Genomic DNA, 16662 nt, shown 5'->3' with positions numbered 1-16662 from the left:
CTCCGCAGCTTTTTTCGGCGGAAATTGCCGTTAAATAGACCACGCTTCTATTTGCGATATTTAGCGTATTAAGCCGGAGTAGCTTTTTCTACTTCTTTTCGTAGCCAAGCACCTAAATCAGCAAATACTTCCGCGCGATTAATTTCTTGGAAAATTTCGTGGCGCGCCTGCGGATAAATATGTATTTCTTGGTCAGTTTGCCCTGCCTGCTTATAGGCGGCAGCAACTTTCTTGACTACTTTTGCTCCGCCTACCGGATCTACTTCTCCCGAAGCGATATAGAGCGGCAGCTGCACCGGTAGCTGAAAACGTGCGGGCTGAGATACCCGCTTGGTGCCGCGCATTAATTCTCGGAAAAGACCATTGGTGGAGATATATCCGGAAAGTGGATCGGCAATATAAGCATCCACTACAGCTTCGTCGCGGGTGAGCCATTCTCCGCCGGTACGCTGGGGGAATCCCTTATTATAAGGTCCAATGGAGAGATTGTAGAGCAATCCGGCGGTGGCGCGGGGGCGGAAAGCACATATGATATTTGCTAGCACCATGCCAGCTCCACCCAGTAGTTTTGGCCAATCTGCAGTGCCGATAATGGCGGCTCCTGCTAGTCCGTTGGCGAAAGTGGAAAGATAATCGCGCAGTAGCAACGAGCCCATGGAGTGCCCAACGAAGAAATAAGGTTTATCTACGTATTTTTTCTGCGTATAAAGACGTACTGCGTGTAAATCGCCGACGATATCGTGCCAAGAGACTCCGTCTCCAAAATAACCAAGTGGCTCTCCCGCAGGGCAAGAGTGGCCGTGTCCGCGATGATCAGCTCCTACTACAGTGAATCCTTGTTCATTCAAAAAAGCAGCAAGCCCTTGGTAGCGCTCTAAGTATTCGGCCATACCATGAGATATTTGTACTACTCCGCGGCAGTTGGGGACTTCCCATTCGTAATAAGCCAGTTGCGTGCCGTTTATATCAATCATTCTATACATGGATAGTTTCTCCTATACTTTCCAGTGATCCGGCGGCAGTGCCGGGAGCTGCAAATTATCAAAAGAATTCTATCAGTAATGAGTGACTACTACTGTACCGACTGGAGCCCAATTGTAAAACCAGCGCGCTTCGCCCACCGGAGTATTTACGCATCCGTGTGAACCGCCAAATCCCCAGCTTGCCCACCAAGGAGCGCCGTGGATGGCGTAGCCGTGCTTTTCGAAATAGAGTGCGTGCGGCACATTTGGCGTTACGTACTTAGTGCCGTCGGGATTCGTGCCGCGCATAGTATCTAAAGGAACTTTCCGAATCACCGAAAAAGTACCTACTATGGTAGGAGTTCTAGACTTTCCAGTTACTACCGTAACCGGGCCGCGCACCACGGTAGCCCCTTCATAGGCAGTCATCTGATAAGTAGAAAGATTTACATCTATCCACTTTTCACCTGGTGCCGCCGCATAAACTAAATTCTCCGCTCCGGGGGCAATGAGCTTTTCTTCCCAGCTACTCGGGGTGGTCTTAGTTTGAAAACTCGCTTTCGTCGGCTGCCCCGCCAGTAGATTTTCATTTATACTTTCGGTGATTTCATCGATATTAGTCACTTCTATGGCATCTTGTGGTTCATGCCGCACTGATACAACTAGTCCGTTCTCATTTACATAGCGCAGACCTTTGATTTCTTCTTTCACCAAAGGTTGAGAAATCTCAGTGAGCCATTTCGTAATTTCTGCTTTATTTAACTGCGCTTTCTCTTGCGAGAAATCCAGCCACAAAATCTTTTCACTCTGCTCTGCTTGACGCTCGGTATCCCCGATAGTTATCGCCACTTCCGGATCAATTAATTTAACGCCCTCCGCAAGTAGCGACTCTAATTTCTCTTTGTTTTGACTGGGCTGTACTTCTTGGAATGCGAGCTGCTTCGTAACTTCCCGCTGCGTATTTACTAGCTGCTGGGCTGCCGCGCGAATTTCTGTGGTTGCTACCGTATATCCGGGTTGACCATCGCTCACCACCAGCTCGCCGTCTTGCACCACAATCTGCGGTTCTACCACCGGCTTTACTTCGGGTTTATCCTGCACCATCTTGGCTATTAGTGCCGTCTGCATCTCGGTGTTTTCTTCCAGCCGGGGAGTTATTTTTTTCCCCGCAAAAGGAGTCGTAAAGAAATTCCCCCACTTCTTATTTAAGGAGATCACTTCTTTCCCTACGGTTTTAGGATCTATCTGAAAACCAGTTTCATTCAGATATACGCGCTGTGGATTAATATCGCTGCCGGTAAAGTTAATATGCTTATTCTCAGTATTTTTCTGTAACTGTGTGCTGATTTGCGCCGCCGTTTTTCCGCCTACGGAAATTTCGCCTACTTTCGTGCCAGGTAGAGCGCGGTGTCCTAAACCGAAGTAGCAAATATAGGTGATAAAGAGTACTAGAAGCACGCCGCCAATACCCGCTGCTGAGAAAAGGGCAATTCGTTTTTTCGTCATTTTCATCTCCAAGAGTGGATAAACAGAAAAGTACTAGAATACTTTACTTTCCATAGTAGTGCTTTTTTCCGCCTGAATTCAGGAATCTGCGGGGCTTTGTGCGGTAATTCCCAACCTTTGCCGCTCTCTATCCAGTAATTTTTCTGCTACTACACTTTCTGAATGGAAAAGTTCCGAGGCACGCGCTGTATCGGAAATATGGGCAAATTTTTGGAAAAGTGTCGATTTTCCTTCGAGAAGCGCAAAAATTTGCTCATCTACTCCCGTTTCGTTAATAAGCCGGTGCACCTGCACAGTTTCCAACTGCCCCATCCGGTGAGCGCGGGCAATAGCTTGCCACTCGGTGGTGGGCTTCAGTTGCGGTTCACAGATTATAACCAGGCTGGCTGCTTGAATATTCAGCCCCACCCCTCCGGCCATAATTTGTGCCAATAATACGGCTCCCGGCGGTGCGGCAGAAAAATCATCAACTAGCTGCTGGCGCTGCTGTGGAGATACGCTGCCGGTGAGGGGCCCAAAACTGACCGAAATTTCTTTTTCGAGCCGCTGCAATACTTTCCGGAAATAGGAATAAATAATTATTTTCTTCCCATTCGCGCCCGCTTCGGCGACTATTTCTTGCAGACGCGCCAATTTCCCGGAATCCGTAGAGAGCATGGCCGCTTGCCGCATACTCATAAAATTGCCGGTAGCCACGGCTTCTCGATACGCAGCTTCGTCTGCTGGGGTCATTTGCAGCCATTCTTCTACTTCTACTAAATCCGGCAATTCCCTGAGTGTATCCTTTTGGGTGCGGCGCAGATACGCGGGCGCCACTTGCCGGCGGAATTTACGCGGTACGTTAGAAGCAGATATCGCTAAATCAGGGCGCACGTAGTGCACCAAAGTGCGGAATTCTTCAATTTTGTTCTCTAGGGGAGTGCCGGAAAGCAATACGGCATATTCAGATCCAGCAATGAGGTGAGCAGTGCGCAGAGAGCGTTTCGCCACTGGATTTTTTATATAGTGTGCTTCGTCTACGATAGTGCAAGAAATATTCGGTAGGGCCGTGCCTTCCTCCTGTAAAAGCCATCCCAAAGTTTCATAGGTGGTCAGCGCTATTCCGCCTAATTTTTTCCATTGGCGCATGGCCTCAGATCTGCCTGATCCGTGCAGCTGATAGCGGGGAATATCAGTCTTAGCTGCTATCTCTCGTAGCCAATTGCTTAAAACTGATGCTGGGCAAATCACCAAAAAATGCCGATTTCCTTCTTCAAATAAATGGGCTGCTACGGCCAACGCTTCGATAGTCTTCCCCAGCCCCATTTCGTCGCCCAGTATTACCTTTCGCTGCGTCAGGGCAAAGCGCGCTCCGAAATTTTGATAGCCGCGCAGCGGTATCTGCAGATAATCAGTATGCAGCTGTAGCGCATTCACTCGCTCCACTATCTCAGCAGGAAGCTCTCCCCGAATTTTTTCTGAATCGGAAGTGAGGATCCCAATCTCGGCCATTTGGGCATAGTAGGAGGCCGGCTGGGAAAGAAAGTGTTCCCAAATTTCTGTATCCGATAGGCCGCTCGGTGCAGGCGGCTCCGGATAGGTAGCGGCTAACTGCCGGCATTCCGTGAGAAGTTCAGTAAAGTACTCAGCGGGGCGGGCTCTTCCTATTATCAATAGACGGGAAGTATTATTCCCTAAGTAATAGGCGTGTGGTTTAATACTGGCGGCAAAGCTGAGTGCGCGGGCATGGCCGATGCGCTGGCGAGTGTGATACCACGCGTATACCGATTGCAGTAACTCAGTGGCGAGGGGAGAGCGCTGTTGCGGGTCGAGACGAATCGGAGTTTCTTCTAAAATAGCGCCGTGCAGAGCTCGTAAAGCGCTTAAAATATGGGAAGCCGAGGATTCGCCGAGCCCGGCAATATTGCTCACTCCCCAGCCTAAATCGGCTACCTGCGCAGCAGTGGTGATTCCCGCTGCTTCTAGGGCAGATATTTTCATGCGCCGCCGATCTATATCTTGGAGCTGCGCCACGGGGATTTTTTCTAGTTCCTTTTTTACGAATTCTTCTCGCAGTGCATTAGCATTTTTCAGGCACTCCGCCTGCATTTTATTGAGCAAACGCGCCAGCGCATCTAATTTTTCTACAATTTTCGGCAAATCGGCGAATTCGGTGGCAGGTAGGTTCGCGGCACTAAATTCTGGAGTTTCGCCTGCATCTGCGTTGGTTTCTTTATCTTCAAGTGCCTGAGTTGCCGAGCTACGATTCGGGCGGGTTAGCGAATCTGGATCCGGGCGCACTGGAGAATCTAGAGCCGGGCGCACTGGAGAATTTTCGGCGCTTAAAGTGAGCAAAGGTATAAGCCCGTACTGCTCCGAAAGAGCTGAGGTGAGGGTGGCTTTCGGGCGCGCAGCACAGGCTTGAGCTAGCTGATTCATCTGGGCAGAGAAATCTAGTGCTTTTCCTCGTTCGTACAGCGCCATAAGCTGATCGGCAGCTGCTTCAGCCTGGGCGCGCACATGCGGGTTGAGGATAGAATTATGCTCTTCCGCCAAGGCTTCACAATTGCGGTAAGCGGAGATTCCTTTGCGCTGTAAATCCTGCAAAAATTGCCGCATCTCCGGGGAGATTGGGGGCAGATTGAAAGCGCGCGCTCGTGCCTCCAATAAAAGCGAAGCTGAATCCGGTAATGGTAGTAGCGTCCAGCGGGGGCGGGAATGGGGAAGATGCAAGGCCGTTTCTAGTAGTTTTTTCCCAGCGAGGCGGCTTTCGCGGTGAATTTGCGCCAGTAAATTTCCCTGCTGACGCATAGCGCGCAACCAAGCAGCAAATTCGCGGCGAGCGGCGCGAAACTGAGTTAGTGTATAAGAATTATTAGTGACCATTACCTGAGATTCAATAATAAATTTCGCTTTGGTAGACTACTATTCACAGCATAACCCGTATAAGAAAAACTTATTATCCGCCGACTGTGAAATTTCTCAGGTAATTTTCCGCAAAAGCGAGATATAAATACGAATTGGGAGCACAATATAACTATGAGTGAAACTTCGAGTATTAATAATAGTAAATTTGCCAAATTGGACGAGCGAGGGCGCCGTTCCCTGAATAAATTAGTACCTGATCCGGTCGCCGTATGTGCTACCGGCAGTAAGGGAAATGAAACTATGGTAGCGAAATACGCTGCCCTTACCCAGTCCGTAATTGGGGAACTTCCCCAAGTGAAGGCGGATGATATTCCAGAAATTTTTGCGCGGGCGCGCGCTGCGGCAAAGGCCTGGCAAGAAACCACTTTTGCAGAGCGGAGTGCTCTAGTGCGGCGTTTTGCGCGCATCGTACTAGATGAGCAAGACGCTATCTTGGATGTAATCCAGTGGGAAAATGGAAAGAATCGCGCATCGGCTTTTGAAGAGTACTATGACGTAATCAATAATTCTCTTTACTATGCCCGCCGCGCTGAGAAATTCTTAAAGCCACGGAATGTACTGGGTGCCGTGCCGGGTATGACTTTCACAAAAGTACAGTATCTGCCGCTCGGGGTAGTAGGTGTAATCACCCCGTGGAATTACCCCTTCAACCTTTCGATTTCTGATGCTATTCCAGCTTTGATGGCGGGTAACGCCATTGTGCTGAAACCAGATTCACAGACTCCTTACTGTGCACTAGTGGTGCGTTCGCTTCTCACCCGGGCTGGATTCCCCGCCGATCTTTTCCAAGTAGTTATTGGCACGGGGCGGGAAATCGGTAATCCGCTAATCGATAATTCGGATTATATGATGTTTACCGGCTCTACGGCGACTGGCCGCAGCATTGCGAAGCAGTCGGGAGAAAATCTCATTGGTTTCTCTGCTGAAATGGGTGGAAAGAATCCGATGATTGTACGGGCTGATGCACCGCTTCCGCGCGCAGCTAAAGGGGCAGCGAAAGCCTGTTTCTCTTCTTCGGGCCAGCTGTGCATTTCCGTAGAGCGGATATTTGTTCACAAAGATATTTGGGATGAATTTGTGCCGGCTTTTGTGGCGGCAGCGAATGCGATTAAGTTGGATGCCACGATGGACTGGAAATCGGATATGGGGCCGCTTATTAGCGATGCACAGCTGACGAAAGTGCAGGAGCATATTAAAGACGCACTCGACAAGGGAGCTACTTTATTAGCTGGTGGTGAGCTGCGGACTGATATTGCGCCGCGCGCTTTCCCGCCCACGGTACTCACCGACGTCACCCCCGATATGCGGGTATTCTCAGAAGAAACTTTCGGGCCGCTGGTATCACTTTATAAAGTGAATTCGGATGAAGAGGCTTTGGAGAAAGCTAATGCCACTAATTACGGCTTGAATGGCGCAATCTGGTCAAGTGATTTGAAGACGGCGCAGAAGCTTGCAAAGCGTTTACTCACCGGCAGCGTCAATATCAACGATGGCTATGCGGCTACCTGGGGATCTATTGGTGCTCCTACCGGTGGAATTAAAGATTCCGGTTTAGCAGATCGGCACGGACGGGAAGGTATTCTCAAGTATACCGACACTCAGACGGTCGCTACGCAGCACATTATGCATATTGCCGCTCCGAAGTGGCTGGGCGAGAAGAATTGGGCTCGCTTTATGCATGTATTCAGTTCAATACAGCATAAATTGCGTATTTCTCTGTAAAGAAAGAATGAGGTAACTATGTTTATTCGACCCAAAGTTGTGTCGTTTACGGGAGCTACCGTATTAATTACGGGAGGTGCTACCGGTATTGGCCGATTAATGGCTCTGGGAGCTGCTGATCGGGGAGCAAAAGCGGTAATCATTTGGAATCGCAATGCTACTCGTGGGCAAGAAGTAGTGGATGAGCTCAAGGCGGCTCATCCGCATATTCAAGCTAAGCATTATAGTGTGGACGTATCCGATGCGGAGTCTGTACACAGTAATGCTCAAGCGGTACTAGCAGAGTTCGATCGAGTAGATATTCTTGTCAATAACGCCGGAGTGGTGAATGGGAAGCCGGTCTTGGAACTGAGCGAAGAAGAAATTCGCCGCACAGTTGAGGTAAATACCCTTTCTCTTTTCCGCACGGTGCGAGAATTTTTACCGGGAATGCTCCAGCGCGACTATGGGTCGATAGTTACCATTTCTTCTGCAGCCGGCTTAGTGGGGGTTGCAAAACAATCTGACTACAATGTTTCCAAGTTCGGTGCCGTAGGATTTACGCAGTCTCTGCGGGCGGAACTCCGCAAGCAGCGTTCTCATGTGCATACCCTGCTCTATTGCCCCTACTATATTTCCACCGGCATGTTCGATGGAGTGAAGACGAAATTCTCTTGCCTGCTACCGATTCTCAAGCCGCAAGATTGTGCAGATCAGGTGCTAGACGCCATTGCAAAAGGCACGCAGATGAAAGTCAATCCGCCGATTGTGCGCCTAGTGCAGATAATGCACGCTTTCCCGGTGCCGATTGTCGATGCGGCTCTAGAGTTTTTCGGTATCCATAAAACGATGGAGGATTTCACGGGCCGGCAATAAAGTAATGGCTGCTCAGTGATTATTTATGATTACTCTTGCTGCTACTCCGCTAGGGAACGATGACGACGCTTCCCCGCGGCTGCGCCGAGCTCTGCAAGAAGCAGAGTTAATTGCAGCCGAAGATACGCGCCGTCTGCGTTCCCTAGCGCAGCGTTTAGGGATAAAAATATCGGCACAAGTGATTCCCTATCATGACCACAATGAAGAAAAAGTGGCTCCGAAATTGGTGGCTGCTGCGGCCGCAGGCACCGATATATTAATGGTGAGTGACGCGGGAATGCCGGTGGTATCCGACCCCGGATACCGATTAGTGAAGCTTGCTGCAGCCGCTGGAGTTCCGGTGCAAGTGATTCCTGGCCCCTCGGCGGCACTCACCGCGCTGGCTCTCTCCGGCCTGCCTAGTAATCGTTTTACTTTCTTTGGATTTCTCCCGCGGAAAGCGGGGGAGCGCAGCCGCGTATTAAATAGTTTAGCGGCGCTGGATACTACGTGGATATTTTTCGAATCTCCGCGGCGGGTGGCGGCCACTTTGGCAGATTTAGCGGCAGCTTTTGGCGAGCAACGCCGGGCTGCGCTCTGCCGGGAATTGACGAAAACGCATGAAGAAGTGTGCCGTGGTACTTTAGCAGATCTACAGCAGCGGGCAGCGGCGCAAGAAATTTTAGGAGAGGTTACGCTCGTAGTAGCGGGCTGCTCCGAAAAGGATACGGATATCTCGGCCGCGGTGTTGGAAGAAGTGCAAGAGCTGCACGCACTCGGTTTACGCTTAAAAGATGCGGCCAGCTACGTGGCTAAACGTCACAATTTGCGGGCAAATGAGATTTACGAGCGCGCACTTAGATAAGCAGCTATGCGCACTTAGATAAGCAGCTATGCGCACTTAGATAATCAGCTAGCTATTTCCCCGGATTTCCGAGATTGTATTCATCTAAATCAATATCGGAAAAATCAAAATCTTCTTCGCTTACTTCTGCAGAAAAATCGATATCTTCATCGAGATCTAGCTCTGCGTCGTCAATCCCAAATTCGGAGAAATCGATACCGGCCAGATCTTCTGCCGCCTGTAACTGATCTAGATTGGAGAGCTCTTCTTCTTCGCCGTCGGAAGTGAGCTCTGCATCTGCATCGTCGTCATAATTATCGCGATTATTCACGGCTTCGGTGCCCGGTAAAGGCTGCTGCGGAAGTTCATCATCTTGAAAATCAGCTGCTCCAGCTTCGTCGTGATCCCAATCGGTATCCGCCCAGCGGTCGTCCGAGTAACTTTCCTCTAGATAATCAGAATCGTCTTCTCCCCAAGAATCGGCGCGCCCCCAGCTAGTTGGCTCGTCATCCTCGTAATCAGCTGGAGAATCGGTATAAGAAGCAAAAGCTTCTGCCGCAGGGAGTAAAGAAATTCCTGCTTTCTGCATTTCGGCGCGCGCGGCTACTCCGAGCTCTGGGGAAGTGGGCACCGTCAAATCAGAAAATACCCGCACCGGCCATCCGGCCTCAAGGGCGTCGAGCGCAGTTTCTTTTACGCAATGTGATTCGGCAATTCCCACGATATCTATACTATCTATATCGTGGATACGTAGCAGTTCTTCTAGTTGTAGCCCCTCTTCGGTGCATCCTTCGAACCCAGAATAAGCTGCTGAATACTGCCCCTTTTTCACCATATCGTCGATTGGTAAATTAACTATGGCTGGATGGAGCTCAGCTTCGGCACTTCCCGCTACTCCGTGAGGTGGCCAGGTATCTACAAAATCCGGATTATCTGAAAAATGCTTTCCGGGAGATATATGCCAATCTTGGGTAGTGACAATAAACGCATATTCTGCGGCATAGGTATTTACGAAATCGGCGATGCGCTCCGCTACCGCATTTCCCCCGGCTACTCCTAATGCGCCTCCTTCACAGAAAGTAGGCTGTACATCCACAATAATGAGAGCTCGATTTTTCGTATGCATCGTCTTTCCTTCTATCGAAACTGCCGAAAATATCTATAGTTAAGTTTACGATATTTTTCAGAATTTGCCTTTGGGTTTACCTCGCACTGGTGAAAGTCTTACCCTAGAGGTATGTCGAAAATTTTATCTGCAGTAGCTTGGCCCTATGCGAATGGCCCCCGCCATATTGGCCACGTAGCCGGTTTTGGGGTACCTTCTGATGTATTTTCCCGCTATATGCGCATGGCCGGCCATGAAGTATTAATGGTTTCTGGTACCGATGAGCATGGCACCCCAATCATGGTGGCAGCGGATAAAGACGGAACCTCTCCGCAAGCATTGGCGGATAAAAACAATCGAATTATTGTAGAAGATTTAGTGAATCTGGGACTCTCCTATGATTTATTTACTCGCACTACCACGCAGAATCACGAAGAGGTAGTACAGCAGCTTTTTATTGGCTGCCGGGAAAATGGCTATATGAAAGTGCAGAAAACGCTCGTAGCTTTCGATCCGCGCACGGGAAATACTCTTCCTGATCGCTATATTGAAGGAACTTGCCCCATTTGTGGAGCGGCGGGCGCGCGCGGAGATCAGTGCGATAACTGCGGAAATCAGTTGGATCCGCAGGATTTAATCGACCCCGTATCGAAGGTGTCGGGGCTGCGGCCGGAATTTAAAGAAACTGAACATTATTTTCTTGATTTACCCGCTCTAGCGGATGCTCTGAGTACCTGGTTAGACGAAGTAGAAAAAGCCGGGAAGTGGCGCCCGAATGTGATTTCTTTTTCACAGCACTTATTAGAAGATGTGCGCCCGCGGGCGATGACCCGGGATATTACCTGGGGTATTCCGGTGCCCGGTTGGGAAGATCAGCCACATAAGCGCCTCTACGTCTGGTTCGATGCAGTAATCGGTTATCTTTCCGCCTCGATTGAATGGGCGCGGCGGCGCGAAGAAGTTGGCCAAGGAAGCCGAGAAGACTGGCGGGAATGGTGGAATAATCCCGAGGCGCTTTCCTACTACTTTATGGGGAAAGACAATATAGTTTTCCACTCCCAGATTTGGCCAGCCGAATTACTGGCCTATAACGGAGAAGGAAAATACGGCGGGAGCACCCACGAATTTGGGGTATTGAACCTGCCTACGCAGGTAGTAGCCAGTGAATTCCTGACTATGGAAGGGAAGAAGTTTTCTTCCTCTAAGCAGGTGGTGATTTATGTACGCGATGTGTTGGAGCGCTACGGAGCAGATGCCTTGCGTTACTTCATCTCCATTGCGGGCCCTGAAACTTCCGATGCTGATTTTACTTGGAAAGAATTTGTGCGTCGCAATAATTCTGAATTAGTAGCTGGCTGGGGTAATTTAGTGAGTCGTACGGCGGCAATGGTGGCGAAGAATTTTGGGGAAATTCCCGCGCCTGGCGCTTTAGCGGAAATCGACACGCAACTGCTGCAAGCTATTTCTCAAGGATTTACGCAGGTAGGCGAGTTGATTGCGGAGCATCATCAGCGGGCAGCCCTCATGGAGATAATGCGCCTAGTGGGAGAAGCTAATACCTACATATCGCGCACTGAGCCTTTCAAAATGAAAGATCCGGCGCAGCGGGAGCGTCTAGCTACGGTATTGCATACGCTGGTGCAGGCGGTTGCCGATTTGAATACGATGCTCAGCGTATTTTTGCCGCATTCGGCAAATATGATTGATAAAATCCTGGGCGGCGCCGGAGATATAGCGCCGATGCCGAAGCTAGTGGAGACGCAAGATTTAGATTCTGGCCATCCTTATCCAATCATTACGGGTGATTATCGGAATGTTCCCGCTTGGGAGAGCCGCCCGGTAGTGGTGGGGACGCCAATCTCGAAGCCTAAGCCCGTCTTTAAGAAGCTCGATGAAGCCGTGATAGATGAAGAGCTGGAGCGGCTGGGCGGCGCGCCAGAAAACTCGCTATAAATATAGAGTGAGAGCAGATGGGGAAGAAAAAACGCAAAGATTTTGTACCGCCGATAGCTGAGAAATTACCAGAGTTAATAGTCGATAATCATACGCATATTGCGGAGCAGCAGATTCCGGTGGCTGGGAAGCAGCAGGCTGTTGATGCGGATGGCGAGTTACTTCCTCCCATATATCTCGATACGCTTTTAGCGGGGATGGAGGCAGCCGGAGTAGCAGGAGCTATTACCTCTGGATGCGATATTCCTTCTTTGGCCTATACGCGCGCCTTGGCAGAAAAATATCCGAATATCGGGGCGGCGCTAGCGATTCATCCGAATGAGGCGGCACTGCATGCGGGAGTAGAAGAAGCCTCGCCCGACGGTTTGCAGCCAGAGCAGGAAGACTATCATCGAGAGTATTCTCTGGCGGCGGCGATAGAAGTAGTGGCAGAAGCGGCGCAAGCGCCGGAAGTGGTGGCAGTAGGGGAAAGCGGTTTAGATTATTTCCGCACCGGCCCCAGCGGGAAAGCTGCACAAAAAGAAGCATTTCGGGCGCATATCGCTTTGGCAAAAGAGTTGGGTAAACCGCTGCAAATTCACGATCGAGAAGCGCATGCGGATGTGGTAGATATTTTGCGGCGCGACGGAGCGCCAGAGCACACCGTCTTTCACTGTTTTTCTGGAGATAGAGAACTGGCCGAAATTTGTGCGCGTTCTGGCTGGTATGCTTCTTTTTCTGGAAATGTCACATATCCGGCAAATGCGGATTTACGAGCAGCTTTTCTCTGCTTACCCACCGAGTTAATTCTGGTAGAAACAGATGCCCCTTATTTGACGCCTCTTCCTTATCGTGGACATCCAAATGTGGTGTGGGGAGTGGCTTATACCGCGCGCTATCTGGCAGAATGCCGGGGAATAGAGCTGGCTGAGTGGTGCAAAATTCTGCGCGCCAATACGCGCCGCGTCTATGATTTTCTGTAATTTTGCCCACCAGAGTTTGCAAAGAATAACAATTTGATTACAATTTATATACGTAAGATAACGGAAAATGATTCTGTTCTAATCGATTCCAAGTATGGTGATTAATTTTGGGTAGACATAGTGCCCCTGCTCTTCGTCCGCTCACTCCGGGTAGTATTACCGTGGAGCAGCTGGCAGAGAAGCCGCGGCCAGGTTCTCGCCGCGCCCGGCGCTTAGCGCAACAAGCGCAGAAAAAAGCGGCTACCTCGGCATTTTTTCCCGCTAATCCCTATGCGGAATACATGAATGAAAACTTAGTAATTTCTAAGGTAGCAGTGAGTTCTCCGCTGACGGTGCGCCGTGTTTTTGGGCGTTCGAAATTAGCGGTGTTGGGATTAGTAGCAGCCACTTCCGGTTTGACGGTAATGGCGGGTGCGAGTTCGCTGAATAATTTTGCTCCGGCAGATGGAAGCAATTTCCACTTGGGAGCTGCCTCCGCACCTATGATTACAAAAGTAGATTTCACCGTACAGGTAGACGGAAAAACGCAAAAAGTAGAGGCTATTGCTGGTACTTCACTGGCGAAAGCGCTTAAAGCAGCCGATATTCTGGTGCAAGAAGCAGATGAAGTATCGCTGCCCCTAGATACGCCGGTAAAAGCGGGTCTAGAAGTAAAAATTGTGCGGATTACCTATAAGACGCTCACCGAAAATTTCACTCAGCCCTTTGAGACGGTAGAAAAGGCGGATGCGAATTTAACGGCGGGAGAGCGCGTAGTAGAGCAGCACGGAGTAGAGGGCGCGGGCACGCGTACCGTGCGCATTACTTATCGAGATGGCGCCGAGACTGCGCGGGAAGTGCAGGCAGAAAGCTATACGAAAGCCCCGGTGCAGCAAATTGTGTGCGTAGGAGCGGGGCAGGCAGCTGCGCCAGCTTCCGGGCCAGTAGATCCGGGTTCAGCGCGCGCGATTGCGAAGAGCATGCTCGCTTCTTACGGTTGGGGTGAAGATCAGTTTGGCTATTTAGATGCGCTGTGGCAGCGCGAATCTAAATGGAATCACACCGCGAGCAACGGCAGCTCCGGAGCTTATGGTATTCCGCAGGCACTTCCGGGCAGTAAGATGGCTTCCGCGGGTGCAGATTGGCGTACCAATCCGAGTACGCAAATTAGTTGGGGGCTGGGCTATATTAAAGGCCGTTACGGTTCGCCGGCTGCGGCTTGGGCACACTCCCAGCGCGTGGGTTGGTACTGATTTTAGTATTTAGTAATTTTTATATTTATAGGCGATGTAATCTACTGAGTAGTTAGATATACCGTATGTTGTTATCTCGGAAGCGAGCTGTTTTCATTTTTCTACATTGTATCCAGCATTCGCATTTTATTTTCGAAGATTGAGGTGGGTATGGATTTACTTTTAAAAGCAAAAATGTGGCTAGCGCAAGATCCAGATGCTAATACACGCGCCGCCTTGCGTGCTGATTTGGATAATCCAGTAGCATTGGCGAAAGCCTTTGCCGGTCCCTTAAAATTTGGAACTGCTGGATTACGGGGTGAGCTTGGATACGGTGAATCTCGCATGAATAAAGCTGTGGTGATGAGGGCTACTGCAGGATTGATGGCTTGGTTAAATACACAGGTAGATAAACCAAAGGTAGTGATTGGCTGCGATGCGCGCCATGGTTCAAAAGAGTTTGCGCAAGCGGCGGCAGCTGTGGTCGCTGGAGCAGGCGGAAGTGCTTGGTTATTGCCTTTAGCTCAGCCCACTCCACTAACTGCTTTTAGTGTGCGCTATTTGCAAGCAGATGCAGGAATTATGGTTACGGCGTCCCATAATCCTAAACAAGATAATGGTTATAAGGTGTATCTTGGTGGGCGAGTTGCGACTGGAGCTGCGGAAGGGGTGCAGATAGTTCCTCCAATTGATAAAGAAATTGCCGCTTGTATAGCTAATGCTCCTGGAGCTAATCAGCTACCGCTTTCTGATGCAATTAAGAAAATCGATACAAGGATGGCCTATCAGGAAGTAACTACTCGATTAGGAAAGCCAGCTCCTATTAAAATTGTGCTTACCCCTATGCATGGCGTGGGTGGGGAAATTGCTTTAGCTATTTTGCAGGCTGCTGGATTTTCCGATATTACTTTAGTGGAAAAACAGTGGCAGCCAGATCCAGAATTTCCAAGTGTGCCTTTCCCAAATCCAGAAGAGGAAGGGGCACTTGATTTAGCTGTGGAGCGCGCCAATGAAGTAGGGGCAGATTTAATAATTGCTCTAGACCCAGACGCTGATCGATGTGCGATTGCAGTTCCAGGACGTAATTCTCCAAGTGTGGGAACTCCTGTTGGGCCAGGATGGGTAAAACTTTCTGGAGATGAAACCGGGGTTTTAATTGGTGAATATATTACGCGTGGAAAACGGGGTGGAGTTACAGCTAGTTCTATCGTATCGGGTAGATCATTAGGAAAAATCTCGCAGGCACGTGGTTTGACTCATGTCACTACACTTACTGGTTTTAAGTGGATATCTCGAACACCGGAGTTACTTTATGGCTATGAAGAAGCTATTGGGCATTGTGTGGATCCAGAATCGGTACGTGATAAAGATGGAATTGCAGCGGCGGTAGTAGTGGCAAGCATAGTAGCGCAGTTAAAAGCGGGGGGTAAGAGCGTGTTAGTGCACTTTGATGAACTGGCAGAAAAGTTTGGGCTTTATTATACTCAGCCGCTTACTTTCCGAATGGAAAATGTTTCGCTTATTTCTAAAACAATGGATTCTTTGCGCAGTAAAGAAATTACAAATTTGGCGGGAGTAGCGGTGCAGGAGCGAGTGGATTTACGATATGGGTATAGGGACACTCCGGGTACTGATGGTATTTTATTACGTACTATTGCCAATGATCAGGTAATTATTCGTCCGAGTGGCACAGAACCAAAGGTGAAGTGTTATCTGGAAGTTGTTTTGGATATTTCGGAGGGAGTGGATTGGCAGACTGCAAAGAAACGGTTGCAGATATTGAAAGAAGCTGTGCGTCAACTTTGTGCAATATAGATTTTTTATTTTTTGCAGTGTAATTTACCGACCTGAATTATGGGCTAGTTGCTTGTATGTTGCATCCTAAAAGTAAAATATTAGGTTCGTCTTTTTCTTGTTTAATTAAGGGAGAGATTTAAAGCAAAATAAATGCGTGCAGATGGCGGTAGCAGAGAGAAAATTATTTTAACTTAAGGGTTGTACCGCCGGGTCTAGCTATACGTGTGCTATTAATTTATTAGAAATTTGGCGAGAATTAGGGACTATTATTTAAATATAAATAAAGTGCATGGAGATATTATGGATCTTTCCTGATGCACTTTCTTTTACTTCACCAAAGAATATATGTGGCAAATTATGTAGATTTTGCTGATGCTATATTAGCGATGATTATCTCTGGAACAGCTCAGAAGTCATGAGAGATTCATTCAGAGTTAATTGATAAGAATTTAAAAATTTTCATGCCATAATTGGAAAAGCAATAAATTCTGGATTTTGATGAACTAATACTGGTAGTAACTATACATCTACTAGATATTTTTATCTATGCAGTGTGGCGTTTTCTGTTTTTCTAGCTAGTTTGCTTTATGTATAGGAACTTTTTTAGATTCGGTATGGCTATGTACAGAATTAGTTCGGTTTCTTAATGTGTATGCACGTAATGTGCATACTCATACTGTGAGAGAGCACAGAGATTATGAATTTGCAGTCTGGTCACATGTAAATGTGAGTGGTTTAGATATCCAAGAGTGGGTGTCTAGTCATTAGGAATTATCGGTGCAGGTAATTACGGTAGCTTTTGATAATATTAAAAACGCTACTTATAGGCCCTTATTACTAAGGGAGTTACTTAATACAG

11 protein-coding genes are annotated in these 16662 nt (G+C 48.8%); 7 read left to right on the top strand and 4 right to left on the bottom strand.

Annotated features, from left to right (window positions below; translation table 11 throughout):
- Positions 1-68: 68 nt before the first annotated feature.
- The 3 genes from Q0X35_RS00420 to Q0X35_RS00410 all read right to left on the bottom strand — a co-directional run bounded on the left by Q0X35_RS00420 (position 69) and on the right by Q0X35_RS00410 (position 5333).
- Complete coding sequence (locus tag Q0X35_RS00420; RefSeq protein WP_297564332.1) at positions 69-983, bottom strand: alpha/beta fold hydrolase; 915 nt, start codon at positions 981-983, stop codon at positions 69-71.
- Between the two features lie 72 nt (positions 984-1055).
- Complete coding sequence (locus Q0X35_RS00415; RefSeq protein ID WP_297564330.1) at positions 1056-2468, bottom strand: L,D-transpeptidase; 1413 nt, start codon at positions 2466-2468, stop codon at positions 1056-1058.
- A 78-nt stretch (positions 2469-2546) separates the two neighbouring features.
- Complete coding sequence (locus Q0X35_RS00410) at positions 2547-5333, bottom strand: DEAD/DEAH box helicase (protein WP_297564329.1); 2787 nt, start codon at positions 5331-5333, stop codon at positions 2547-2549.
- Between the two features lie 153 nt (positions 5334-5486).
- Between Q0X35_RS00410 and Q0X35_RS00405 the strand changes: the two genes are divergently transcribed.
- From Q0X35_RS00405 to rsmI, 3 genes are read left to right on the top strand one after another with little or no spacing between them, the layout of a single operon-like run.
- Entirely contained in the window at positions 5487-7097 is a 1611-nt protein-coding gene (locus tag Q0X35_RS00405) for a succinic semialdehyde dehydrogenase (RefSeq protein ID WP_297564328.1), read from the top strand.
- Positions 7098-7115: 18 nt separating this feature from the next.
- Positions 7116-7952 (top strand): SDR family oxidoreductase, encoded by an 837-nt coding sequence (locus Q0X35_RS00400; RefSeq protein ID WP_297564326.1) that lies wholly within the window; start codon positions 7116-7118, stop codon positions 7950-7952.
- 25 nt (positions 7953-7977) lie between these two features.
- Positions 7978-8796: a 16S rRNA (cytidine(1402)-2'-O)-methyltransferase gene (rsmI, locus tag Q0X35_RS00395; protein WP_297564325.1), complete on the top strand. Its 819-nt coding sequence runs from the start codon at positions 7978-7980 to the stop codon at positions 8794-8796.
- Positions 8797-8848: 52 nt separating this feature from the next.
- Here the strand turns inward: rsmI and Q0X35_RS00390 are convergent, their stop codons facing one another.
- Positions 8849-9901: an isochorismatase family protein gene (locus Q0X35_RS00390; protein WP_297564323.1), complete on the bottom strand. Its 1053-nt coding sequence runs from the start codon at positions 9899-9901 to the stop codon at positions 8849-8851.
- A gap of 111 nt (positions 9902-10012) precedes the next feature.
- Between Q0X35_RS00390 and metG the strand changes: the two genes are divergently transcribed.
- The 4 genes from metG to Q0X35_RS00370 all read left to right on the top strand — a co-directional run bounded on the left by metG (position 10013) and on the right by Q0X35_RS00370 (position 15821).
- Complete coding sequence (gene metG, locus Q0X35_RS00385; RefSeq protein WP_297564321.1) at positions 10013-11833, top strand: methionine--tRNA ligase; 1821 nt, start codon at positions 10013-10015, stop codon at positions 11831-11833.
- Between the two features lie 17 nt (positions 11834-11850).
- Complete coding sequence (locus tag Q0X35_RS00380; RefSeq protein ID WP_297564320.1) at positions 11851-12795, top strand: TatD family hydrolase; 945 nt, start codon at positions 11851-11853, stop codon at positions 12793-12795.
- A gap of 107 nt (positions 12796-12902) precedes the next feature.
- A complete protein-coding gene (locus Q0X35_RS00375) occupies positions 12903-14027 on the top strand; it encodes a G5 domain-containing protein (protein WP_297564319.1) in 1125 nt (374 codons plus the stop codon).
- 150 nt (positions 14028-14177) lie between these two features.
- A complete protein-coding gene (locus Q0X35_RS00370; protein WP_297564316.1) occupies positions 14178-15821 on the top strand; it encodes a phospho-sugar mutase in 1644 nt (547 codons plus the stop codon).
- Positions 15822-16662 lie beyond the last annotated feature (841 nt).

The sequence above is a fragment of the uncultured Arcanobacterium sp. genome (genome assembly GCF_947253055.1).
Taxonomy (GTDB): Bacteria; Actinomycetota; Actinomycetes; order Actinomycetales; family Actinomycetaceae; genus Arcanobacterium_A.
The sequence above is the reverse complement of the archived record's forward strand: the minus strand, read 5'-3'. Positions and strand labels throughout refer to the sequence as shown.

Coding starts and splice junctions, on each gene's coding strand:
- Q0X35_RS00415 (WP_297564330.1), bottom strand. CDS start 2,468: ATGACGAAAAAACGAATTGCCCTTTTCTCAGCAGCGGGTATTGGCGGC.
- Q0X35_RS00390 (WP_297564323.1), bottom strand. CDS start 9,901: ATGCATACGAAAAATCGAGCTCTCATTATTGTGGATGTACAGCCTACT.
- metG (WP_297564321.1), top strand. CDS start 10,013: ATGTCGAAAATTTTATCTGCAGTAGCTTGGCCCTATGCGAATGGCCCC.
- Q0X35_RS00370 (WP_297564316.1), top strand. CDS start 14,178: ATGGATTTACTTTTAAAAGCAAAAATGTGGCTAGCGCAAGATCCAGAT.
- Q0X35_RS00420 (WP_297564332.1), bottom strand. CDS start 983: ATGTATAGAATGATTGATATAAACGGCACGCAACTGGCTTATTACGAA.
- Q0X35_RS00405 (WP_297564328.1), top strand. CDS start 5,487: ATGAGTGAAACTTCGAGTATTAATAATAGTAAATTTGCCAAATTGGAC.
- Q0X35_RS00380 (WP_297564320.1), top strand. CDS start 11,851: ATGGGGAAGAAAAAACGCAAAGATTTTGTACCGCCGATAGCTGAGAAA.
- rsmI (WP_297564325.1), top strand. CDS start 7,978: ATGATTACTCTTGCTGCTACTCCGCTAGGGAACGATGACGACGCTTCC.
- Q0X35_RS00400 (WP_297564326.1), top strand. CDS start 7,116: ATGTTTATTCGACCCAAAGTTGTGTCGTTTACGGGAGCTACCGTATTA.
- Q0X35_RS00410 (WP_297564329.1), bottom strand. CDS start 5,333: ATGGTCACTAATAATTCTTATACACTAACTCAGTTTCGCGCCGCTCGC.